Origin of the sequence: Nocardioides stalactiti (assembly GCF_014180715.1) — a bacterium.
Taxonomy (GTDB): domain Bacteria; phylum Actinomycetota; class Actinomycetes; order Propionibacteriales; family Nocardioidaceae; genus Nocardioides; species Nocardioides stalactiti.
On sequence record NZ_JACEFC010000078.1, the window covers coordinates 1 to 22,002 of the forward strand.

Sequence of the window (22,002 nt, forward strand, 5' to 3'; positions counted from 1 at the left end):
CTGTAGGTCACCCTGGTTCGGACGACCGCGATGCTTTTCAGGGGCGTGGCAGCGGCGCGGTCCAGCCGCGCCAGATCGCGAGCAGCCGCCACGTGATGGTGAGCGCCGCCGCCGGGAGGGCGACCAGCGCGGTCGGGATGTCGTACTCGAAGCCGACAGCGGCGATCGCCGACCCCGCGATGGCGGGGATCGCGTAGAGCTCGCCGCTGCGGAGCACCACGGGGACCTGCCCGGCGAGGACGTCGCGGATCAGACCGCCGCCGATGCAGGTGACCATGCCGAGCAGGGCGGCCGGGACCGGCCCGAGGCCGTGCTCGGCGGCCTTGAGGGCACCGGCGACCGCGAACAGGCCGAGGCCGAACGCGTCGAACACGTTGATCAGCCGGTCCATCCGCGCCAGCGCAGGGTGGAACCAGAACGCGAGCAGCCCGCCGGCGACCGGGACGAGCAGGTAGCGCCAGTCCTCCAGCGAGGCCGGCGGCGCCTCGCCGATGAGCACGTCCCGGATCCAGCCACCGCCGAGCCCGGTGACCGTCGCCAGGACGAGCACCCCGACGATGTCGAGCCGCTGGCGGACGGCGACCAGGGCACCGGACACCGCGAAGACCGCGATGCCGAGCAGGTCGAGGGTGAGGAGCAGCATCGGGCTACTGGCCCAGGGGGATCTCGGCGAGCACCTCGTAGCGGGGACGCCCGCGGGGGCCCTCGCCGAGGTGGGAGGCGATGACGACGGCCTCGATGACCGGCCAATCCGGGCCGGTGTAGGTCTCCAGCACCCGCACCAGGTCGGTGGTGTCGACGCGCTGCCGGAACCGGGCGATCGTGAGGTGCGGGCGGAAGCGCTGGCCGTCGACCTCGGTGCCGACCGTGACGGCGGCGTTGCGGGCACGACCGGCCAGGCGCTCGAGGACGACGTCGGCACCCTCGGACTCGGGCACCACCCCGACCGCGAGTGCCCGGGTCTCGGCCGCGTTCGGGAACACGACCGGCCCGGCGAGACGCAGCACCGGGATCGGAGTGCGCGCCATCCCGTCCGCCAGCCGGTCGACGTAGTCGTCGACGAGGTGGTCGGCGACGTCGGCCATGAAGGCCAGCGTGACGTGGAACTGCTCGGCGCTCGTCCAGCGCATGCTGGAGTCGTCGGCGGTCGCGTCGCGTCGCGGCTCGAGGAACGCGTCGAGGTGCTCGACCGCGTCGGCCGGCGGGACGATCGCGGCGAAGAGTCGGGTGCCCATCAGACCTGGGTCCCCAGCGCCGTTCCGACGACGTAGGTCACGAGCATCGCGACGAGGCCGCCGCCCACGTTGCGGGCGACCGCCTTGGTGGTCGACCCATAACCGAAGTAGGCGCTCAACCAGCCGGTCAGTGCCAGCGCGGCGGTCACGGCCGCCACCGTGGCCCAGACCCGCAGCTCCTCGCTGACGAGGAGGATCGTCAGCAGCGGCAGGAGCGCGCCGACGGTGAACGCACCCATCGAGGCGAACGCCGCGTTCCAGGGATTGGTGAGGTCGTCGGGGTCGATGCCGAGCTCGACCTCGGCGTGCGCGGCCAGCGCGTCCTTGGCCGTCAGCTGCTTGGCGACCTCGAGCGCGAGGTCGTCGTCGAGGCCCTTGTCGGCGTAGAGGCCGGCGAGCTCGGCGAGCTCGTCCTCGGGATCCTCCCGCAGCTCGCGCCGCTCCTTGTCCAGCAAGGCCTCCTCGGAGTCCCGCTGGGTGCCGACCGAGACGTACTCGCCAGCCGCCATGCTGAGGGCGCCGGCGACGAGCGCAGCGACCCCGGCCACCAGGATCGCGGACCGATCGGTCGTCGCGCCGGCGACGCCGAGCACGACACCGGCCACCGACACGATCCCGTCGTTCGCCCCGAGCACGCCCGCCCGGAGCCAGTTCAGCCGGTCGTTGAACGCCGACTCGTGCGGCTCGTCCTCGTGTCCGCCGATGTCGATCGATGACGCTTCGCTCATGCCGCCATTCTCACCCGCAGAGGCTCCGAAGCCCGCGCTGGGCCGTTCGCCACGCGGAGAGGCGGCTCACCGCGCGGCGTCCAGCACCACCTCGGCGAAATGACCGCTCCCTCGGTGCCGTGACTGGTCATAGCACCGAGGGAGCGGACGGAACGCTGAGTTACAGCATGCGGTGGCTCAGAAGCCGAGCTCGCGGCCGATGAGCTCCTTCATGATCTCGTTGGAGCCGGCCCAGATCTTCGTGACGCGGGCGTCGCGCCAGGCGCGGGCCACGCGGTACTCGTTCATGAAGCCGTAGCCGCCGTGGATCTGGACGCAGTGGTCGATGACCTCGTTCTGCATCTGCGAGGACCACCACTTGGCCTTGGCCGCCTCGACCGCGGTGAGCTGGCCGTCGGCGTGGGCGGCGACGCACTTGTCCATGTAGGCCTCGCACACCTCGACCTGGGTGACCAGCTCGGCCAGCAGGAACTTGATGTGCTGGAAGCGACCGATGGACTGGCCGAACGCCTGCCGGTCCTTGGCGTACTGGATCGTCTCGGCGAGGATCTGCTTCGCGTGGTGCGTGTTGGCGATGGCGCACGCGATCCGCTCCTGCGGGAGCTTCTGCATCATGTGGATGAAGCCCATGTTGAGCTCGCCGACGATCTCGGCGTCGGTCACCCGCACGTTCTCGAAGAACAGCTCGGAGGTGTCGGACTCCTCCATGCCCACCTTGTCGAGCTTGCGGCCGCGGCTGAAGCCCTCCATGGTCGCTTCGAGCGCGAAGAGGGTGATGCCCTTCGGGCCCTTCTCCGGGTCGGTGCGGGCGGCGGTGATGATCAGGTCGCCGGAGTAGCCGTTGGTGATGAACGTCTTGGAGCCGTTGATGACCCAGGAGTCGCCGTCGCGGACCGCGGTGGTCCGCAGCGCGGCGAGGTCGGAGCCGCCGGACGGCTCGGTCATCCCGATGCCGAGCAGGATCTCGCCGGAGGCCACGCCCGGGAGCCAGCGCTGCTTCTGCTCCTCGGTGCCGAGCTCGACGATGTAGGGCGCGGTGATGTCGGCGTGGATGCCCACGCAGGTCGGCATCCAGGCACCGACCTTGGCCATCTCCTCGGTCAGGACCGCGTTGAACCGGAAGTCGTCGGCGCCGGCGCCGCCGTACTCCTCCGGGATGGCCAGACCGAGCATCCCCTGGTTGCCGGCCTCGAGCCAGAACTCACGCGGCAGGGACTTCTCCTGGATGTACTTCTCAGCGTTCGGCGTGACCGAGCGCTCGATCCAGGTGGCGGCGGACTCACGGAACGACTCGTGGTCCTCGTTGTAGATGTCACGCTTCATGCCGCCGATACTACTCGCTGGTAGCCTCCGCGGAATTGTCCTCCTGCACAACATGTGACGGCATGAGTAGTGCAGCTCCCACAAGGAGCAGCGCACACAGGGCGACTGCGAGGAACACGGCCTGCAGCGCAGGATCGAGCACGGTGACGGGCAGGTCCTCCAGGTCGACGGACCCTGCCGCCTCGGATCCCCCGAGCCGGTTCGCGACCACCGCGTTGGCGATCGCTCCCAGCGACGCGACGCCGACGGCGCTCCCGATCGACCGCGCGAACATGTTGGCACCGGTGGCCACACCCCGCTGGCGGAACTCCACGGCGGACTGCATCGCCACGATGCTCGGGCTCACGACGTACCCCAACCCGAGCCCGAGGACGAGGCAGGCACTGGCGAGCAGCCAGAGCGGGCTGTCCGGCCCGACCAGGGCGAGGATGACGGCACCGAGGGCCGCGAACCCGCTGCCGAGGAACAGGCAGGCCTTGAAGCCCCATCGCAGGTAGATCCTCCCGGACGTGCTGGCGGCGAACGGCCAGCCGATGGCGAGGGCGGCGACCGCGAACCCTGCCATCGTCGCGCCCGCGCCGAGGACCTGCTGCGCATAGACCGGGACGTACGACGTCACGCCGAGCATCACCACGCCCGCGACGAAGCCGGCGACCATCGCCGCGTTGAGGACGCGGTGGCGGAACAGCCACCCCGGCAGCACCGGGTCGGCCGCCCGCAGCTCGACCCGGACGAACAGGACGGTCAGCAGCGTCGCACCGCCGAGGGCGACGGCGCTCTGCCAGGACCACCACGGCCAGCGGATGCCGCCCTCGAGCAGCCCGAGCAGCAGCAGTGCCGAGGCTGAGGCGACCAGGAACGCGCCCTTGCCGTCGATGGGACGGCGCTCGTGCGGTGCCGGAGCCTCGTCGAAGCGGACCCACAGCACGACGGCGGCCAGCAGGCCGAGCGGGAGGTTGATCCAGAAGATCCAGCGCCACGACAGGTGGTCGGAGAACAGGCCTCCGAGCGCCGGGCCGACGACGGCTGACATCGCCCACACGCTGGCGATGTAGCCCTGGGCGACCGCCCGCTCGGCCATCGAGTAGAGGTCGCCCATGATCGTGACGGCGGCCGGCTGGATGGCGCCGGCACCGAGGCCCTGGACGGCCCGGAAGGCGATGAGGGCGCCCATGCTCCAGGAGAGCGCACACAGCACCGAGCCGACGACGAACGTCAGGATGCCGAAGAGCATCAGTGGCTTACGACCGAAGACGTCCGCGAGCTTGCCGTTGATCGGCGTGGTGATCGCCTGGGTCAGCAGGTAGGCGGAGAACATCCACGGGAACTGCGTGAACCCGCCCAGGTCCCGCACGATCGCCGGGACCGCGGTCGCGAGGATCGTGGCGTCCATCGCGATGAGGGCCACCGAGATCATCACCGACCCGAGGACCGGTCCCCGCTCGCTCCGCAGCCCCACCGAGGCGCGGGTGGGAGCAGAGGTCGAGGTCACACCAGGGCGCAACCGCGACCTCCGCTCCGGCATTCCCGTGGATCAGACCCCTGCCGGGACGGGCTTCTCCTCCGCGCCGGCGTCGGGACGGCCCTCCTCGCGGAAGCCGTACTTGTCCCACCACCGCGCCATCGGGGCCGGCGCCCACCAGTTCCACCGCCCGAGCAGCTTCATGGTCGCGGGCACGAGGAGCGCCCGGACGATCGTCGCGTCGACGAGCAGTGCGATGAGCATGCCGATGCCCATCATCTTCATGAACACCACGCCGCTGAGACTGAAGGCGCCGATGACGACGGCGAGCAGCAGCGCCGCGCTGGTGATGATCCGACCGGTCTTCTGCAGGCCCGTCGCGACCGCGACGTCGTTGTCACCGGTGGCGTCCCACTGCTCGCGGACCCGGCTGAGGAGGAAGACCTCGTAGTCCATCGAGAGCCCGAACAGCACCGCCAGCATGACGATCGGGTTGGTGAGGTCGAGGAAGCCGGAGCTCTCGAAGCCGAGCAGGTTCTCGAGGTGGCCGTCGCTGAAGATCCAGGTCACGACGCCGAACGAGGCGGTGATCGAGAAGAAGTTCATCGCGACGGCCTTGATCGGCAGCACCAGCGACCCGAACGCCAGGAACAGCAGGCCGAGCATGACCGCGATGACGATCAGTCCCATCCACGGCAGGTTCGACTTCACCGAGGCGGCGAGGTCGACGGTGTCCGCCGTGAGCCCACCGACCAGGGCGGTCGCGCCGTCGGGGTCCGGCACGTCCCGCAGGTCGCGGACCAGGTCCTGGCTGGCCTCGCTCTGGCTGTTGCCCTCCCACGCGGCCCGCAACAGCGTGACGTCGCCCGCGCTCTCGACGGGGCGGACGTCGACGATGCCGGGCACCTCGCCCAACGCTGCGGAGTAGGACGCCACCTCCGCGTCGTCAGCGCCCTCGAGCAGCACGTTGGCGGTCGACCGCTCGGAGCCGAACTCTTCGTTGAGGCGCTCCGCTGCCTGGTGGGCATCGGCGTCGGGCGGGAGCACGCGGTAGTCCACGCTGCCCCACTTCACCCCGAGGAACGGGGAGGCGACGGCGAGCAGCACGACGATGACGCCCGCGGCGACGAGGATCGGGCGGCGCATCACGCCGTGAGCCAGGCGCGACCACGCGCCGTGCTCGGAGTCGACCGCGGAGCTGCGGTTGAGGAACGGGATCTTGAGCGAGTCGACCCGCTTGCCGAGCAGCATCATCGCGGCCGGCAGCACCGTGAGCGCGGCGATCATCGCGACGACGACGGCGGCGATGCCGCCGTACCCGATGGACTTGAGGAAGGCCTGGGGGAAGACGAGCAGCGAGCTCATGGCGGCAGCGACCGTCAGCGCGGAGAACATCACGGTGCGCCCGGCGGTGGCCATGGTGCGCAGCAGGGCGCGCCGGGTGTCGTCCGGGTGGAGCGCGATCTCCTCGCGGAAGCGCGACACCATGAAGAGCGCGTAGTCGATGGACAACCCGAGCCCGATCAGCGTGATGATGTTGGGCGCGAAGATCGAGACCTCGGTGATCTCGTTGAGGCCGGCGATGGCTGCCCGAGCGCCGAGCACGGTGACCGCACCGACGAGGAGCGGGAGCAGCGCGGCGGTGACGCTGCGGAAGATGATCAGTGACAGCAGGAGGACGAACGGCATGGAGACGATCTCCGCCATCAGCAGGTCGTCCTTGGTGTGCTCGTTGACGTCGGAGTAGACGGCGTACGGCCCGGCGAAGTCGACGTCCAGCTCGGACTCGAGGAGCAGCGGCCGGATGGCGCGGTAGGAGTCCTGGTAATCGTTCTGGTCCTCGCCGGCGAGGGAGATGTAGACCGCGGTCGCGTGCTGGTCGGTGCTGACCATCGCGGGGTCCGCGGTGTCGTAGAACGTCGCGTACGACGTGACCCGGTCCGCGGGCAGCGCGGCCATCGCGCCTTCGACCTCGGCCTGGAAGGCAGCATCGGTGGCCACCTCGTCGTCGCTGGTGAAGATGGCGATCACGTCGATCGACTTGTTGCCGAAGGTCTCCTGCTCCTTCGCCAGCTCCTTCGAGGACTCCGCCGACGGGTCGTCGAACCCGCCGCCCGAGAGCTTGTCCTCCAGACCGACCCCGGCGAACATCGCGGCAGCCGTGAGGCCCAGTCCCACCAGCAGCACGACCACTGCTCGGCGTACGACCACGCCGCCCCAACGCTCGATCATCGAAAGCCCTCTCGCGACACCCAGTGACCACTTGTCATTCTGGTTAACGCTGTTAACGGTAAACGGTGTAAACTTGCCGCGTCAAGCCCGATCCGGGGCCCCAGCGTGTGGCCCCGATCTCATCTCCGGACCCGAGGAGCAGCGTGCCCGCACTGCACCAGCCGACCCGCCGCGAACGGCAGCGCGAGGCGACGTACGACGAGATCGTGCGCGTCGCCACCGAGCTGCTGACCGACGGAGCCGAGCTGTCGCTGCGGGCGGTCGCGGCCCGGATGGGCATGACGGCGCCGGCCCTCTACCGCTACGTCGCGAACTACCAGGAGCTGGTCGACCTGGTCGCGTTCGAGCTCGACAAGGCCGCCACCCAGGGCTTCATCGAGGCGGCCTCGAGGTATCCCGCCGACGACCCGGCCGCCCAGCTGTGCGCCGCGTGCGTGGCGTTCCGGCGCTGGGCCCTCAGCAAGCCGCGTGAGTTCGCGCTGGTCTTCGCCAACCCCATCATCAGCGAGGACTCCGACCGCCGCGAGCTGCTCACGCTGTCGACGTCCGGCCACTACTTCACCGACCTGCTCTACCAGATCTGGGAGCGCACCGGCTTCCCGTTCCCCGCGCTCGACGACCTCGACCCGATCGTGCGCGACGCGGTGCTCAACCCGCTCATCCCCGCCAAGGCCGAGCACATCGCGACCGCCGACCGGGGGCTGCTCTGGGTCTACATGCGGTCCTGGTCGGCCCTCTACGGCGTCGTGACGCTGGAGTCCACCGGCCACTGCGACCCGCGGATCATCCAGAGCGCCGCCCTCTTCAAGGCGACGATGGTCGACTGGCTCGAGCCGCTCGGCCTCGTGGGCGACGACAAGGCCCGGCTCGTCGCGCTGCTCGACGCCGAGATCGCCCGCGGCTGACCCCCACGATCTGCCCACCTTGCGGGCCCGAGTTGCCCACCTTGTGGGCCCGAGATGCCCACCTTGCGGGCCCGAGATGTCGCGCTCGCGGTCAGCCGACGAAGGTGGGCACCGCCGCGCGCACCGCTGCCGCGTCGTCGTACGACGCCAGCAGCGCGAGGAGCAGGATCCGCCCCTGGCCCGCGCGGAGCGTGCCGAGCGGGACGGCACCTGCGTCGATGAGGTCTGCGCCGCCGCCCCCACCTCCGTAGCCGGCGAAGACCGGGCCGGCGTCGACGCGGGTCGTGAGGCCGACGACCACCCCCGCCCGCGTCAGGTCCTCGACGGCGCGGACGATCGCGGGGTTGGCGTTGCCCGCGCCGGTCGCGACCAGGACGACACCGCGGGCGCCGGCCGCGGCGAACGCCGCCAGGGCCGTGCCGTCGACGCCGGGATAGACCGCGGCGATGTCGACCCGGATCGACGCGAGGCCGGCGAGGTCGACCGGCGGGTGCTCCCGGTGCGCGGGCTGGCCATCGACCACGAGCCGCCCGCCCTCGACCCGGCCGAGCGGCCCGCTGTCGGGTTGGGCGAACGCGGTCACCTCGTGGGTGTGCACCTTGCGGGTGCCGCGCGCGGCGAGCACGAAGCCGTCGAAGACGACGAGGACACCGAGACCGCGAGCAGCCGGGTCCGAGGCGACGCGGAGCGCGTCGGTGAGGTTGCCGGGGCCATCGGCGTCGGGTGCGTCGGCCGGACGCTGCGCACCGGTGAGCACCACCGGCCGCTCGTCGCGGTGGACCAGGTCCAGGAGGTAGGCCGTCTCCTCGGCGGTGTCGGTGCCGTGGGTGACGACGACGCCGACGACCGTCGGGTCCCCGAGCGCGACCTGGACCTCGCGCACGATGAGCGCCTGGTCGGCGGGAGTGAGCGCCGAGCTGTCCTTGGCGAGGAGGTCACGGGCGACGACCTCGACGTCGCCGAGGTCGAGCCCGGTCAGCAGCGCGGCGACCGCGTCGGTGGGAGCCGCAGCCCCGCGCTCGTCGCGACGGCTCGCGATGGTGCCGCCGGTGCCGAGGACGACGACCCGCCGGCTCACGGGTTGACCAGCTCGTCGACCCATCTCGGCACCAGGTCACCCGCACGGCCGTGCCGGGCCTCGTGGAAGAAGTGGGTGCCCTCGCTGGCCACCAGGTTGAGCTCGAGCGTCCGGGCGCCGTACGCCCGCGCCTGCTGGACGAAGCCCGCCGCGGGATAGACCGCGCCGGACGTCCCGATCGAGACGAAGAGGTCGCACTCCACGAGGGCGTCGACGATCTCGTCCATGTGGTAGGGGATCTCCCCGAACCAGACCACGTCAGGCCGCAGGTCGCCCTTGCCGCAGGACCCGCACGGCGGCGCGCCGAGCATGTCTCCCTGGAACGGCGTACGACGACCGCAGCGCACGCACAGCGACGACAGCAGCTCGCCGTGCATGTGGACGACGCGGTGGGAGCCGGCCCGCTCGTGCAGGTCGTCGATGTTCTGGGTGACCAGCATCAGGTCGTCACCGAGGACCCGCTCCAGCGCGGCCAGCCCGACGTGCGCCGGGTTCGGGCCGACGTGGGCGAGCGCCGCCCGGCGCTCGTCGTAGAAGCGCAGCACCAGCTCGGGGTCCGCCAGGAACCCCTCGGGCGTCGCCACGTCCTCGACCCGGTGACCCTCCCAGAGCCCGTCGGCGTCGCGGAACGTCGGGACCCCGCTCTCGGCGGAGATGCCCGCCCCCGTCAGCACGACGACCTTCACGGCCGCGACTCTACGGAATCCGGCGACCGAAGGTGATTCTGGGCGTGGCCCGCACCGTCAGCGGACGAGGCGTCGGAGCACCTCGGAGGTCAGCGGCACCCGGGCCAGGTTCCACTCGTCGCGGCTGCGCACCTGGCTCGTGGCCCAGAAGACCATGGTGCGCTGCCCGAGGAGGCGGCTCAGCTCGGCGTAGGACCGGCCGTTGCCTCCGTTGTGCCAGGCGACCCGACCGACGACGGTGTCGATGAGGACCCAGCCGTAGCCGTAGCGCGTGTCACCACCCGGCTCTTCGAGGACCCGCGGCCGGAAGAGCGCACGCTTGGCGGGCCGGTCGAGGACGCGGTCGCCGATGAGCGCGTGGTGCCAGCGCACCAGGTCACGGGCTGAGGAGAGGATCCCGCCGTTGCCGTGCAGGTTCCAGAACGGACCGTCGGCTGCCCAGGGCTGGTCGATCGGCCGGCCGTGGGACCGGCCACGGGCGTCGTACTCGACCGCGACGGACCGGGACTCCCAGTCGGGGAGGACGTAACCGGTGCTCCGCATCCCAGCGGGAGCGAAGAGGTGCTCAGCGAGGAACTGCTCGTACGACATGCCCGACGCGCGCTCCACGACGACCGCGAGCAGGCTGTAACCGACGTTCGAGTAGTGGTACGTCGCGCCGGGGCGCGAGCGCAACGGCGACGCCAGGGCCTGCTCGATCAGCTGCCGGCGCGTCAGCGGCTCGTCGTCCGCCCCGAGCGAGCCGACCAGCCCGGAGGTGTGGGTGAGGAGGGGCCGGGCGGTGATCGGGCGCTTGTCCGCGGGGACGGACCGCCCGACCCAACGTCCCAGCCGGTCGTCGACGTCGAGCCTCCCCATCATCTGGAGCTTCACGATCGCAGCCGCGGTGAACTGCTTGGTCACCGAGCCGATGTCATAGACCGTGTCGCAGTCGGCAGCCGTGCCGGCCTCCCGGTCGACGATCCCGAAGCCCCGGCAGATGACCTCCCGACCGCGCACCGCGACGAGCGTCCCGCTCGCACCGTCGGGGACCGCCCGGTCGAGGTAGCGGTCGATCTCCCCACGCTGGGTCGACTCCGTGCGGGCGGCCGCCCCAGCGCTACCGACCGTCGCCGTCAGCGCAAGTGCCGCGAGGACGACGCTGACCCTTCGCACCCTGTCAGTAGATCACGGGAGGGTGAGGAGAAAAAGTTCGTCGGACCGGCGTAAGGACCACGGCTCCGCACACGTCCACTAGGTGTGATCACCCTTGCTGACCGGGTACGGACACTCGTCCCACCGTTCGTCGTCCTCGTCCTCTTCGTCCTCGGCGGGTGGCTCATCATCGCCGCGCGCACCCCCGCGTCGAACGCCGACGCTCCCTCCGAGGACGGCGCAGGTCCACCCGCGCGAGCCGCGGAGGTCCTCACCGACCCTGCCCGGGTCGACCCCGCGCTGGCGCGTCAGGTCCTCGCCGTCACCCAGAACGACGCCGGCTGGCTGCTGGTCGTCACCTCGCCCGGTACGACGACCGAGCACGCCGGCGACCTGTGCGCCGCCCTGGAGCAGTCCGGCGCGCTGTCCGCCGGGTTCATCATGGTCGTCGACCACCGGCACCGGCTGGTCCAGGCCTGCTGACCGGAACCGGTGCTGGCGGTCGCGGCTCAGCCTCCGTCAGCCGGCGACCGGAACGACGGAGCGGTGCGTCCCTCGCCCCAGTAGGAGCCACCGTCGTCCTGCCAGTGGTCGTCGGGATCGACGTCCGGATGCTCCGAGGCGACGTCGAGCAGGTCACCGGCGGCATGGGTGTTGCCCGCCGTCGCAGCAGCCAGCAGCGCCTCCTCCCCCTGGGCGGGGGTGAACCCCGGCGGCACGACGAGCACGTGCAGCACGGTGCGGTCGGAGGTCTTCAGCTCGATGAGGTGGGTGTCGTCCGCCGGGAAGGAGCCGACCTTGACGTAGCCGCGCCGCACAGGAATCCGCCGCGGAGCGGGATCCCAGTCGGGCGGCGAGAACAGTGCACGCACGATGCGACCGAACTCGGGCGGCAGGTTGTCCACGAGGTCGGCAAGCTCCACCGCGAGGTCGCGGCTCTGGGGCCACCAGCCGCCGTCGAGCCGATCGGCCCCCATCGTGCGGCCCATCCGGAGGCGGAGCGGGACCCGGTCGGCGAGCGGTGAGGGGAGCCCCTGCTCCGAGAGATCGGGAAGGGGAAGGACGGGTGTGCCTGGCGTCGTCATGACGGCCACCTCTCGACCGGCCCGCGGACTCCGAGCGGAGGCGTCGAGGTGACCGGTCACCCTCGACACTACTCCTCGGCCCCTACTGCCCTCCGACTGCGGACGAGCGGGCGATCAGTAGTACCAGGGATACGGTGACCAGTCGGGGTCGCGCTTCTCCAGGAACTGGTCGCGGCCCTCCTGGGCCTCGTCGGTCATGTAGGCCAGGCGGGTGGTCTCGCCGGCGAAGAGCTGTTGGCCGACCAGGCCGTCGTCGGGGAGGTTGAAGGCGTACTTCAGCATCCGCATCGCGGTGGGGCTCTTGCCGTTGATGATGCGACCCCACTCCAGGGCGACCTTCTCGAGGTCGGCGTGGGGGACGGCGCGGTTGACGGTGCCCATCCGCATGCCATCGGCGGCGTCGTACTCCTCGGCGAGGAAGAAGATCTCCCGCGCGTACTTCTGGCCGACCTGACGGGCCAGGTACGCCGAGCCGTAGCCGCCGTCGAAGGAGCCCACGTCGGCGTCGGTCTGCTTGAAGCGGGCGTGCTCGGCGCTGGCGAGCGTCAGGTCGGAGACGACGTGCAGCGAGTGGCCGCCGCCGGCCGCCCATCCCGGCACCACGCAGAGGACGATCTTCGGCATGAAGCGGATCAACCGCTGGCACTCCAGGATGTGGAGGCGCGCGAGCTTGGCCTTGTCGATCGCGCTGGGCTCGGACGCGCCGGTCGCGCCGGCGGCGTACGTCGCCCCCTGCTCCTCGTACTGGTAGCCCGCCTTGCCGCGGATCCGCTGGTCGCCACCGGTGCAGAAGCTCCGCTTGCCGTTCTTGGGCGACGGTCCGTTGCCGGTGAGGATCACGCAACCCACGTCGGCCGAGGTGCGCGCGTGCTCCAACGTGCGGAGCAGCTCGTCGACCGTGTGCGGCCGGAACGCGTTGAGGACGTCGGGGCGGTCGAACGCGATCCGGACGGTGCCGTGCGCCTTCGCTCGGTGATAGGTGAGGTCCGTCAGGTCCGAGAAACCGGGGACCTCGTCCCACGCCTCCGGGTCGAACGTCTCCGACACGCCTTCGATCGCACTCATGGCTGCGAGGCTATCGAGACGTCGAGGACCTCAGGCGACGGGCTCCAGCAGGAAGACGGGGATCTCCCGGTCCGTCTTCTCCTGGTACGACGCGTAGGTGCTCCAGGTGGCGACGGCGTGGTCCCAGTACTCCCGGCGCTCGGCCCCCTCCGCCCGGCGCGCGCGGTAGAGCGCGGGCTCGGGACCGTCCTGGAGCTGGACGACCGGATCTGCCTCGAAGTTGGCCACCCACGCCGGGTCCTCGGGAGCACCGCCCTTGGACGCGATCGCGACGTAGACGCCGTCCTTCTCCACGCGCATCACCGGGTTCTTGCGCAGCTTGCCCGACTTCGCGCCGCGCGAGGTGATCACCACGATCGGCCAGTCGGGGTTGTCGCGCAGGACATTGGCCTCGCGCCCGCCGCTGGCTTCGTAGGTCTCCACCTGGTCGCGCACCCACTGCGCGGGGCTCGGCTCGTACTCGCCGTCGAGAAGTTCAGTCATACCTGGCTCAATGCCCGCCAGGCCGACCGGCATTCCCGGGCACTCCCGAGCAGCTCCGGGCAGTCCCGGTCAGGTGGCGGCGATGGTGACCGCGAGCGCGGACAGGTGACCGAGCCGCGCGAGCTCGGAGTCGACGAACTCGGGGCCGCCGCGGCGACCGATCACGACGATCTCGTTGCCGTCGAGCCGCGCCGCCGCATAGAGCGTCACGTCGTCCTCGGTGGGCGGGTCCAGGCGGCTGGCCACCTCGAGGTCCACGAACTCCAGGTCGTCCGGCGCCGCGCTGGTGCCGTGGACGACACCCTTCGCCCGGTGCACGCGCGCGCCCCAGTCGGCACGGAACGTCCGCGGCAGCAGGTCGACCAGCCGGTCGAGGGCGCCGTCCGGGTCGACCGTGAGCTCCTCGACCGCCTCGAGGTCGAGCACCAGGTTGCCGCCCGCCGGGTAGCGGCTGATCCACACCACCTGCACGCCCTCGAGCGCGTTGCAGGCCGACACGATCGAGTCGGGCATGGTGCCCTCGACGGTCTCGAGCAGGACGTCGTCGAGCGCCGTGCCGTCGTCGCGCTTCTCGACGATCTCGATCGCCTCGATGTCGCCGCCGGCCATACCGATCGCCGTCGCCACCCTGCCCAACGACCCGGGGATGTCGGGCAGCTCGACGCGAAGGAGGAACGGCATACCCGTGAGGCTAACCGTCCCAGGTTGCCGGATCGTTTCCGGGCGGCGGGGTGAGACCTCAGCCGTCGGCCAAGCGGTGCGCGAGCCCGCTCGCCCGCTGGGCGCGGCGCTCCACCGCGGCGACGACCGACTCCGGGGTCCCGACCACGTGCACGCGGTCCTTGGCCCGGGTGACCGCCGTGTAGAACAGCTCTCGGGTGAGCAGCGGCGAGTCGGCCGGCGGCAGCAGCAGGGTCACCTCGGACACCTGGCTGCCCTGGCTCTTGTGGATCGTCATCGCGTGCAGCGTCTCGACCGCCCCGAGTCGCGCCGTCGCGAGCCGCAGGTGGGTGCCGACCCCCGCGACGACGCCGCGCAACCGGTCACCCTCCCGGACCACGACGCCGGTGTCTCCGTTGAACAGCCCGAGCCCGTAGTCGTTGGCGGTGACGAGGATCGGTCGGCCGGCGTACCACTCCTGCCAGACGGAGGGGTCCTGGTCGGCCATCAGTCGCTCGGTCAGCCGGTTCCAGTGGGCGACGCCGTGAGGACCGTCGCGGTGGGCGCACAACAGCCGGTGCGCATCCATCGCCGCGAGCGCAGCCTCCGCATCGCCCGCCAGCGCCGCCGCCCGTACGGCGAGCGCGTGCTCCAGCAGCCGGGCGCGGAGGCCGTCGGCGTGCTCGACGGGGTCGAGCAGCTCGATCCGGTCGTCACCCTCGGTCAGCAGCGCGAGCACCCGATCGGGGTCACCCACGCGCAGCGCACCGGCGAGGGCACCGATGCTCTCCCCGAACCGGTGGGTGGTGCGCAGGCCCGTCACGGCCTCGGGCGCGCGGCTGGTGAGGCCCTGCACCAGGTCGGCGAGGACCGCACCGGCCTCGACGCTGGCGAGCTGGTCGGCGTCGCCGACGAGGACCAGCCGGGCGTCCGGGCGCACGGCCTCGAGCAGCCGGGCCATCATGGTGAGCGACACCATCGACGTCTCGTCGACCACCACCACGTCGTGGGGCAGCTTGTTGCGGCGATGGTGGCGGAACCGGTTGCGCGACCCCGGGGTCCACCCGAGCAGCCGGTGCAGGGTCGACGCGCTGATGCCGCGGAGCCGGTCGCGGTCGGCAGCATCGAAGCGGCTCTCGGCCTGCGACTCCTCGACGGCCTGCTGCAGGCGTGCGGACGCCTTGCCGGTCGGCGCGGTCAGGGCGATCCGCAGCGGCGCCTCGGACTGCTCGGCGAGCAGCGCCAGCAGGCCGGCGACCGTCGTGGTCTTGCCGGTGCCGGGTCCGCCGGTGAGGACGGTCGTCCACTGGCGGGCCGCGGCCAGGGCGGCGGCGCGCTGCTCGTCGTACCCCTCGGGGAAGAGCCGGTCGGCCGTCGCGGTCAGGGCGGCCTCGTCGACGACGGGCGCGGGCGCACCGAGCCGGCCGAGGAGGTCGTCGCGCACCTGCCCCTCCTCGCGCCAGAACCGGTCGAGATAGAGCAGCGCGCCCTCGCGCCGGAGCACTCCCGCCCCGGTCAGCGGGCTGCCCTCGATCGCCCGCTGCCAGCCGTCGCGGTCGGGCCAGGGCAGGTCCGCTGCCCCGTCACCGGTGGCGAGCTCGGCGAGGTCGACGCAGACCGAGCCATGGCGCGCGGCGCGGACCGTCACCGCCACGGCGAGGGCCACCTGCTCGTCCTCCTCACCGGCGAGCGCGCAGATCCGGGCCGCGGCGTGGACGTCGGCCGCGGTGAGCAGCCCGGCCCGGTTGAACGTCGCGAGCAGACCGGTGGCCCCGGCAGCGATCCGGTGGTCGTGCAGGTCCTCGACCTCGAACACCTCGGTCATCGCTCACCTCCGTCGAGCAGGTCGGAGAGGGCGACCACCAGTGCTGCCGCAGGGCGCCAGCTGAACACCCCGCACGGGACGCCGTCGACCTCGGGGGTGTCGGGGCCGCACATGCCTCGCACGTAGAGGTAGAGGACCCCGCCGAGGTGGGTCTCCGGGTCGTATCCGGGGAGCCGCCAGCGCAGGTAGCGGTGGACGACCACGGAGTAGAGCAGGGCCTGGAGCGGGTAGTGCGAGTGCAGCATCGCCTCCGCCAGCAGGGGCGGCGCATAGTCGGCAGCGGTCACCGGCCGACCCACCTCGCCGAGCCGGTTGGTCTTGTAGTCCACGACCACGAACCGACCCGATGGCAGCCGGAGCACGACGTCGATGCTGCCGGAGAGGTAGCCGCGGAGCGTCTGCTCGGCGAGCGGCGGCACCTCGAGCTTGTCGGCGTAGGCGACCAACGGGTCGGCCGCGGCGAGGTGGGCCCGGAGGAGCGGCGCGAGGTCGCGGAGTCGTACGTCGGCAACGGCGGGCAGGCCGCTCAGGTCGCCCCCGGCGAGCGGGATCTCGAAGTCGAGCTCGCGGAGCCGGTCCCGCAACGGGATCGCGGCGAGGGTCAGCCCGTCGGCGAGCGGCCCGAGCGACGTGGCGTTCATCGGCAGCAGGGCGTCGGCGAGCGCGTCCGGCGAGGTGTCGGCCGGCCACCAGCGCAGCTGCTCGGCGACGCGGGTGTGCAGCTCGGCCCGCAGGTCGGGCGCCTCGGGGTCGGCGTGCTCGAGCACAGCGTGGACCAGCGACCCGAAGCCCGCTCCTGCAGGCAGGTCCGACATCGGCGACGCGAGATCGGCGGCCTCCTCGATCCAGGCCTCGCCGCGACCCTGCTCCTCGGGATCGCCCTCATCGGGCTCGTCGTCCTTGGCCCGCGTCTCCGGTTCGCTGGTCGCGATGACCTGCTCCTCGACCCGGATCAGCCCGGAGTACGACGTCCGGCGCCACTCGGTGTCGACGACCCGCTCGAACACTCGCGCGCCGAGCGGCCGGTCGTCGGGGGGAGCCGGGTCGAGCCGGGCCCCGCCCGCCGAAGCGACCTCCGCGACGGGCCCCCCGAACTCGGTCTCGATCAGGTGCAGGATCTCGGCGGCGCGCTCGTCGGACTGCACGGGCGCCTGGTCGAGCACGACCCGGTCGCCGGGGCGACGACCGAAGATCATCCGGTGGAGCGCACCCCGCTCGCAGCCGTCGGCCGGCGCCCACCAGGCCACGACCTGGGACTGGGCCCGGGTGAGCGCGACATAGAGCTTGCGCAGGTCCTCGCCGCCCTCCTCCGCCTGGTGCGCCTGGCGACTGAAGGACCACTGCCGGCCGGCGCCTCCGACGTCGAGCACCCGACGCAGGGCCGTGGGGTCGGAGCGGTCGTGGAAGAGCGCGGTGGACGCGGGTCGCTCGTAGAAGTTGAAGGCGTAAGGGAGGTAGACGACCGGGTACTCCAGCCCCTTGCTGCCGTGGATCGTCACGATCTGCACGGCCTTGGCGTCGGAGTCGAGCCGACGCGGCCGCTCCCCTGCGGCCGTGCGCAGCCGCTCGTCGCGGAACCACTCGAGCAGCGCGGTGAGACCGAGCCGGTCGCGGACCGCGCGGTCGTGGAGGAGCTGGCCGAGGTGACGTACGTCGGTCAGCAGCCGCTCGCCGCCGCGGTGGCTGAGGATCCGGTCGCTGAGGCCGCGTTCCTCGAGCGCCTCCACCATCGCGGCCACGCCGCGGCTGCGGACCAGGAGGGCCGCGTCACGGAGCTCGTCGGCGATCTCGCCGGTGAGGGCGTCCCCGCCGCCGACGAGAGCCGCTGCGTCGTGGCCGAAGAAGCAGGTGAGGCCGGCCGCCCGCACCAGCGGCGAACGGTGCGGTGCGCCGAGCGCCTTGAGCAGCGCGATCCAGTCGTCGGCCGCCGGGGTCAGGAAGATGTCGCCCCCACCGTTGAGCACCACCGGGACCCGGCACCGCTGGAGAGCCGTCTGCACCCGCTCACCCTGGGTGCGGTCCGAGACGAGGACGGCGACCTGGTGGGCCTGGAGCTGCTCCCCGGCCCAGGTCGCGCCGCTGCCGAGCAGCCCGGCCACGTCGGCAGCCAGGTCGTCGGCGATCCGGTCGCGGGCCGGCCACCACGACACCTTGCCGTCGGTCAGCTTGAGGTCGCCGCGGGGCAGGCGCCGCAGTCGGAAGGGAGCCGGGGACGGGGCCCCGGCGAGTCGGGACTCCTGGTGGAACGCCTCGACCGGGTGCACCACGATCTCGCTGCTGCCGAGACCGGCGTTGCCGATCGACGCGTTGAGCCGGTCGACCAACGCAGCGTCGGACCGGCGGTTGGTCGCCAGGGTGAACCGGCTGCCGGCCCGGGCCGCCGCCGCGAGGTAGGTGTCGACGTCGCCACCGCGGAACCCGTAGATGGCCTGCTTCGGGTCGCCGATCAGGATCAGCGTCGCGTAGCCGTGGAAGGCCCGCTCGAGGACCTGCCACTGCACCGGGTCGGTGTCTTGGAACTCGTCGACCAGCACGATCCGCCAACGGCTGCGCATCCGGGCCCGTGCCGGCGCGGCGTCGTCCTCGAGGGCGTGCGCGAGGCGGCCGAGCAGGTCGTCGTAGGACTGGATGCCCAGCCGCTGCTTGCGGCGCTCGACCTCGGCGCGGACCCGCTGGGCGAAGTCGGTGCGGGCGGCGGCGCCCGGGTGGCTCGGGTCGGCCGCGGCGAGGTCGACGTTCTGGTGCATGATCGCGTCGCGAGCGATCGCGGCCGCGGTGGCACGGTCGAACGGCGGCGCGTCGGACCGGTGGCCGTTGTCGGCGAGGTAGAGGTCGTCGACGACCTCGAGCACGAGCTCGTCGAGGGACTCGACGAGGCTCGCCGTCGTGTCGCTCTCGCTGGCCACGCCGAGCGACCTCAGCACGACGTGGCAGAACTGGTGGGTGGTGGCGATCGTCGCGCTGTCGAAGGCGGCGAGCGCGTCGCGCAGCCGCTCCTGGCGCACGGCGAGGTCGGCCGGGCCGACGTCGAGGAGGTGCCGGAGGAGGTCGTTGTCGGCGTCGGCGTCTCCGGTCGCCAGCTGGCGTGAGACCGCGCGCTCGGCGCTCGTCAGCTGCTCCCGGACCCGCGCCCGCAGCTCCTGGGTCGCCGCCCGGCTGAAGGTGATGACGAGCATCTCGTCGAGCGTCGCCACCCCCTCCGCGACGTAGCGGGTCACCAGGGCGCCGACGGTGAACGTCTTGCCCGTGCCGGCACTCGCCTCCAGCAACGTCGTGCCCGACGGCAGCGGGCCGGTCAGGTCGAAGGGCTGCAGGTCCGTGGTGCTCGTGGCGCTCACCAGCTCCCCACCTCGCTCTCGAGCAGGGGTGCCCACACCCGCATCGCGAGCGACCCGAAGCGGGTCGTCTCCGGCCCCTCCGTCCGTCGGTCCTCGCCCGGCAGCGGGGCCCGATCGCCCCAGACCACGACGTGCTCGGCGTCGGCGACCTCGCCGTCGTACCTCCCGTCCTTGCGCCACAGGAAGCGCGCCTTGCCGAACGCCACGTCGGGCTCCATGTGCGTCCGGCGGTTGCGGGCGTACTGCAACGAGGTCTTGAGCGGCAGCGGGAGCGGCGCTGCCAGACCCTCGTCCCGGATCGCGACCAGGTCGCGCAGCCACCCGACGGCCCGGTGGTCGAGCGGCGCCAACCGGGACACCTCGACCTCGCTGCGGCCCCACCCCTCCGGTCGGCCGATCGCCAGGCTCCGCCAGGGCCGGTCCGCGTCGCTCGCGGTCAGGGCGAGCAGCTTGACCCACGAGTGCAGCCGGTGCTTCGGGCCGAGCTTGGAGTAGCTGACCCGCACGAGCAGGTCGCCGTACAGCTCGGGCACGGTGCCGCGCAGGCGCCGACCGTCGCCGAGGTCGACGTCGACGTCGACCGCGCGGGGCGACGAGGCGGTGGCCGCGAGCGCCTCCTTCGCCAGGGGCACGGCACGGCCGACGATCTTGTGGAGGATCCGCCCACCCAGCTCTCCCGGCGGTACGACGCCGCGGCGTCGCTCGCGCTCGAGGGCGCTGTCGGGGTGGTGCCCGCGCATCAGGTCGCGGAGGATCCGATCGCCGACGGGCCACTCCTCCAGGGCACTGAGGGTGATCGGGATCCGGTCGTCGACAGGTTCGTCCTCGCGGGGCAGGGCGATGCCGAGCCGCTGCTTGAGGAACCCCTTGACCGGCCCCCCGAAGAAGTCGACCAGGTCGTCGAGGGCGACGTCGGCCGGGGCAGCGGGCGACAACGCGTCGGGAAGGAACGGCGGCGGCTCGTGGCGCTCCCGCTCGACGGCGCGGGCGCCGGCGAGGGCGAACCGGTCGAACGCGAAGGGCCGACCGGGCACCAGCGCGTCAGCGACGAGGTTGCGCCGGTCGAACGGCTGGAGCGGGTGCGCGACGGTGATCCGCTCGCGGACCGGGCCGTCCGGGTCGGACGCGGTCAGGTCGAGAGCATCGAGCAGCTCGCCCACCGGTACCGCGGGCGAACGAGCCTGCCCGGTGAACTCGTTGGCGCCGGTGTAGGTGATCACGAGCGTGTCGGTCGCGGCGAGCACGGCGTCGAGCAGCAGCTGCCGGTCCTCGCTGCGCGCGTCGCGCTCGCCGGTCAGCGGCCGCCGGGCCAGCAGGTCGTCGCCGTCGGTGACGCCGACCCGCGGGAAGACGCCGTCGTCGAGGCCGAGGAGACACACGACCCGGTGGGGCACCGACCGCATCGGGACCAGGGTCGAGACGGTCAGCACGCCGGTGCGGAAGTTGGCACGGGTGGGGCGGCCGGCGAGACGGTCGGAGAACATCGCGCGCACGTCCGGCAGACGGAGCTCCACGTCCGCGCCCGCGCTGGAGCGCAGGCCGTCGAGCTCGCGCTGCACCTGACCGAGTTGCCAGGAGTCGCTGGGCCGGACCGAGGTCAGCGCGCCCACGCCGTCCTCGATCGCCTCCAGCCAGTGGTCGAGCGGGTGGGTGCCGACGAGTCGGTCGGTGACCGCCTCCAGTCGGGACACCAGCTCGGTGAGCCGACCGATCAGGTCGACGTCACCGCTGCCGACGTCGTCGAGCGGCAGGGTGCCGCCGAGCAGGAGGTCGCTGTCGTCCGACAGCGCCACCCCGGTGAGCAGCCGGTCCAGGCCCGCGCGCCAGGTGTTGTCGGGGAAGCCGGCGAGGCCGAAGTCGGCACGGTGGGCTCCGTCGAACCCCCACTTGACGCCGGCCTGCTGGAGCCACGTCGCGAGCAGGTCGAGGTCGGCGTCGCGCAGGCCGAAGCGGCGGCGTACCGGCTCGGCGTGCGCCAGGTCGAGGACATCGCCGACACCCACCCGGCCGCCGGCGAGGTCGAGCAGCCGGGCGACGACCGCGAGCAGCGGGTTGGTCTGGTCGAGCGCGCGGTCGGCCAGGCTCACCCGGAGCCGGTGGGCGGGATGACCGTCGGGGCCGACCACGTCGGCCAGGCCGAAGGCCGCCGACAGCAAGGGGGCATAGCTCTCGATGTCCGGGCACATCACCAGCACGTCGCGCGGCTCGAGCGCGGGGTCGTCGGCGAGCAGCCCGAGCAGCACCTCGCGCAGGACCTCGACCTGACGGGCGGGCCCGTGGCAGGCGTGCAGTTGGACGGACCGGTCGTCCGGCCGGAGGGACCTGGTGTCGGACCGGCCCGGGGCGTTGGCCCGGAGGTCGGCCTGCAGCCAGCCGAGGAGGGTGTCCGGCGTCGCCGGCTCCGCGGGCGAGGGTCGGTCGTCGTACGACACTGCGCTCAAAGTCCGCTGCAGCTCGCGGGTGTCGCGGCCGAGGGTCGCGAGCAGCGGGTGGCCGACCTGCGCGTGGGAGCGGTCCGCCTCCCGCGGCACGACGCCGCGGAGGCCGCTGAGCCGTGACCAGAGCGCTGCCGACGGGTGCGGCAGCCACAGGTGCACCTCACGGCCGGCGGCGAGCGCGTCGAGCAGGGCGAGGTCGGCGGCCGCGAGCCGGGTGTGCCCGAACAGGTTGACCCGGGCCGGCAGGTCGACCGACCCGGCATCGGCGCGGAGACGCTCGATCGCGGCTGCCTGCCGCTGCACCGGGTCGGGCACGTCGAGGGCG

Annotated in this window: 18 protein-coding genes; 2 read left to right on the forward strand and 16 right to left on the reverse strand. The window is 72.2% G+C overall.

The window, feature by feature from the left end:
- Positions 1-37: 37 nt before the first annotated feature.
- The 6 genes from H0487_RS15140 to H0487_RS15165 all read right to left on the reverse strand — a co-directional run bounded on the left by H0487_RS15140 (position 38) and on the right by H0487_RS15165 (position 6,980).
- Complete coding sequence (locus tag H0487_RS15140; RefSeq protein ID WP_183095066.1) at positions 38-643, reverse strand: trimeric intracellular cation channel family protein; 606 nt, start codon at positions 641-643, stop codon at positions 38-40.
- A gap of 4 nt (positions 644-647) precedes the next feature.
- Complete coding sequence (gene thpR / locus H0487_RS15145) at positions 648-1,235, reverse strand: RNA 2',3'-cyclic phosphodiesterase (protein WP_183095067.1); 588 nt, start codon at positions 1,233-1,235, stop codon at positions 648-650.
- Entirely contained in the window at positions 1,235-1,963 is a 729-nt protein-coding gene (locus H0487_RS15150; RefSeq protein ID WP_183095068.1) for a VIT1/CCC1 transporter family protein, read from the reverse strand. The genes thpR and H0487_RS15150 overlap by 1 nt, the downstream gene beginning before the upstream one ends.
- Positions 1,964-2,140: 177 nt before the next feature.
- The gene (locus H0487_RS15155) at positions 2,141-3,286 is read right to left on the reverse strand and encodes an acyl-CoA dehydrogenase family protein (protein WP_183095069.1); all 1,146 of its coding nucleotides are present in this window, start codon (positions 3,284-3,286) and stop codon (positions 2,141-2,143) included.
- 10 nt (positions 3,287-3,296) lie between these two features.
- Positions 3,297-4,745 (reverse strand): MDR family MFS transporter, encoded by a 1,449-nt coding sequence (locus H0487_RS15160; protein WP_312855962.1) that lies wholly within the window; start codon positions 4,743-4,745, stop codon positions 3,297-3,299.
- 75 nt (positions 4,746-4,820) lie between these two features.
- Complete coding sequence (locus H0487_RS15165) at positions 4,821-6,980, reverse strand: MMPL family transporter (protein ID WP_183095071.1); 2,160 nt, start codon at positions 6,978-6,980, stop codon at positions 4,821-4,823.
- Positions 6,981-7,123: 143 nt separating this feature from the next.
- Between H0487_RS15165 and H0487_RS15170 the strand changes: the two genes are divergently transcribed.
- On the forward strand, positions 7,124-7,885 hold the full coding sequence (locus H0487_RS15170; protein WP_183095072.1) for a TetR/AcrR family transcriptional regulator: 762 nt from the start codon (positions 7,124-7,126) through the stop codon (positions 7,883-7,885).
- A 91-nt stretch (positions 7,886-7,976) separates the two neighbouring features.
- Here the strand turns inward: H0487_RS15170 and H0487_RS15175 are convergent, their stop codons facing one another.
- Genes H0487_RS15175 through H0487_RS15185 form a run of 3 tightly spaced genes read right to left on the reverse strand, consistent with a single transcriptional unit; the run spans position 7,977 to position 10,804 of the window.
- Positions 7,977-8,963, reverse strand: a complete 987-nt coding sequence (locus H0487_RS15175) for an asparaginase (protein ID WP_220793447.1) — start codon at positions 8,961-8,963, stop codon at positions 7,977-7,979.
- The gene (locus H0487_RS15180) at positions 8,960-9,649 is read right to left on the reverse strand and encodes an NAD-dependent deacylase (protein WP_183095074.1); all 690 of its coding nucleotides are present in this window, start codon (positions 9,647-9,649) and stop codon (positions 8,960-8,962) included. The genes H0487_RS15175 and H0487_RS15180 overlap by 4 nt, the downstream gene beginning before the upstream one ends.
- Before the next feature lie 57 nt (positions 9,650-9,706).
- Positions 9,707-10,804 carry a serine hydrolase domain-containing protein gene (locus H0487_RS15185; protein WP_220793448.1) on the reverse strand — a complete coding sequence of 366 codons (1,098 nt, stop codon included), beginning with the start codon at positions 10,802-10,804 and terminating at the stop codon, positions 9,707-9,709.
- Between the two features lie 84 nt (positions 10,805-10,888).
- Here H0487_RS15185 and H0487_RS15190 point away from each other — a divergent pair, with 84 nt between their 5' ends.
- Positions 10,889-11,266: a hypothetical protein gene (locus tag H0487_RS15190; protein WP_183095075.1), complete on the forward strand. Its 378-nt coding sequence runs from the start codon at positions 10,889-10,891 to the stop codon at positions 11,264-11,266.
- Between the two features lie 26 nt (positions 11,267-11,292).
- On the opposite strand, the gene H0487_RS15195 is transcribed toward H0487_RS15190, so the two are convergent.
- The 7 genes from H0487_RS15195 to recC form a co-directional block, all read right to left on the reverse strand.
- Complete coding sequence (locus H0487_RS15195; RefSeq protein WP_183095076.1) at positions 11,293-11,868, reverse strand: DUF5994 family protein; 576 nt, start codon at positions 11,866-11,868, stop codon at positions 11,293-11,295.
- Positions 11,869-11,982: 114 nt separating this feature from the next.
- Positions 11,983-12,933, reverse strand: coding sequence for a 1,4-dihydroxy-2-naphthoyl-CoA synthase (locus tag H0487_RS15200; RefSeq protein ID WP_183095077.1), 951 nt, complete (start codon positions 12,931-12,933; stop codon positions 11,983-11,985).
- A 30-nt stretch (positions 12,934-12,963) separates the two neighbouring features.
- Positions 12,964-13,416, reverse strand: coding sequence for a nitroreductase family deazaflavin-dependent oxidoreductase (locus H0487_RS15205; protein ID WP_183095078.1), 453 nt, complete (start codon positions 13,414-13,416; stop codon positions 12,964-12,966).
- A gap of 69 nt (positions 13,417-13,485) precedes the next feature.
- The gene (locus H0487_RS15210) at positions 13,486-14,097 is read right to left on the reverse strand and encodes an ACT domain-containing protein (protein WP_183095079.1); all 612 of its coding nucleotides are present in this window, start codon (positions 14,095-14,097) and stop codon (positions 13,486-13,488) included.
- A gap of 58 nt (positions 14,098-14,155) precedes the next feature.
- A complete protein-coding gene (gene recD, locus H0487_RS15215) occupies positions 14,156-15,901 on the reverse strand; it encodes an exodeoxyribonuclease V subunit alpha (protein WP_183095080.1) in 1,746 nt (581 codons plus the stop codon).
- A complete protein-coding gene (locus H0487_RS15220) occupies positions 15,898-19,239 on the reverse strand; it encodes a UvrD-helicase domain-containing protein (protein WP_312855963.1) in 3,342 nt (1,113 codons plus the stop codon). Before H0487_RS15220 ends, recD begins: the two co-directional genes overlap by 4 nt.
- On the reverse strand, positions 19,236-22,002 hold a 2,767-nt coding region (recC, locus tag H0487_RS15225; RefSeq protein WP_183095081.1), incomplete at its 5' end, for an exodeoxyribonuclease V subunit gamma. The genes recC and H0487_RS15220, both read right to left, overlap by 4 nt.

Bases quoted from the DNA above. Each gene is read 5' to 3' on its own strand.
- H0487_RS15140 (WP_183095066.1), bottom strand. From the start codon at position 643: ATGCTGCTCCTCACCCTCGACCTGCTCGGCATCGCGGTCTTCGCGGTG.
- thpR (WP_183095067.1), bottom strand. From the start codon at position 1,235: ATGGGCACCCGACTCTTCGCCGCGATCGTCCCGCCGGCCGACGCGGTC.
- H0487_RS15150 (WP_183095068.1), bottom strand. From the start codon at position 1,963: ATGAGCGAAGCGTCATCGATCGACATCGGCGGACACGAGGACGAGCCG.
- H0487_RS15155 (WP_183095069.1), bottom strand. From the start codon at position 3,286: ATGAAGCGTGACATCTACAACGAGGACCACGAGTCGTTCCGTGAGTCC.
- H0487_RS15165 (WP_183095071.1), bottom strand. From the start codon at position 6,980: ATGATCGAGCGTTGGGGCGGCGTGGTCGTACGCCGAGCAGTGGTCGTG.
- H0487_RS15195 (WP_183095076.1), bottom strand. From the start codon at position 11,868: ATGACGACGCCAGGCACACCCGTCCTTCCCCTTCCCGATCTCTCGGAG.
- H0487_RS15200 (WP_183095077.1), bottom strand. From the start codon at position 12,933: ATGAGTGCGATCGAAGGCGTGTCGGAGACGTTCGACCCGGAGGCGTGG.
- H0487_RS15205 (WP_183095078.1), bottom strand. From the start codon at position 13,416: ATGACTGAACTTCTCGACGGCGAGTACGAGCCGAGCCCCGCGCAGTGG.
- H0487_RS15210 (WP_183095079.1), bottom strand. From the start codon at position 14,097: ATGCCGTTCCTCCTTCGCGTCGAGCTGCCCGACATCCCCGGGTCGTTG.
- recD (WP_183095080.1), bottom strand. From the start codon at position 15,901: ATGACCGAGGTGTTCGAGGTCGAGGACCTGCACGACCACCGGATCGCT.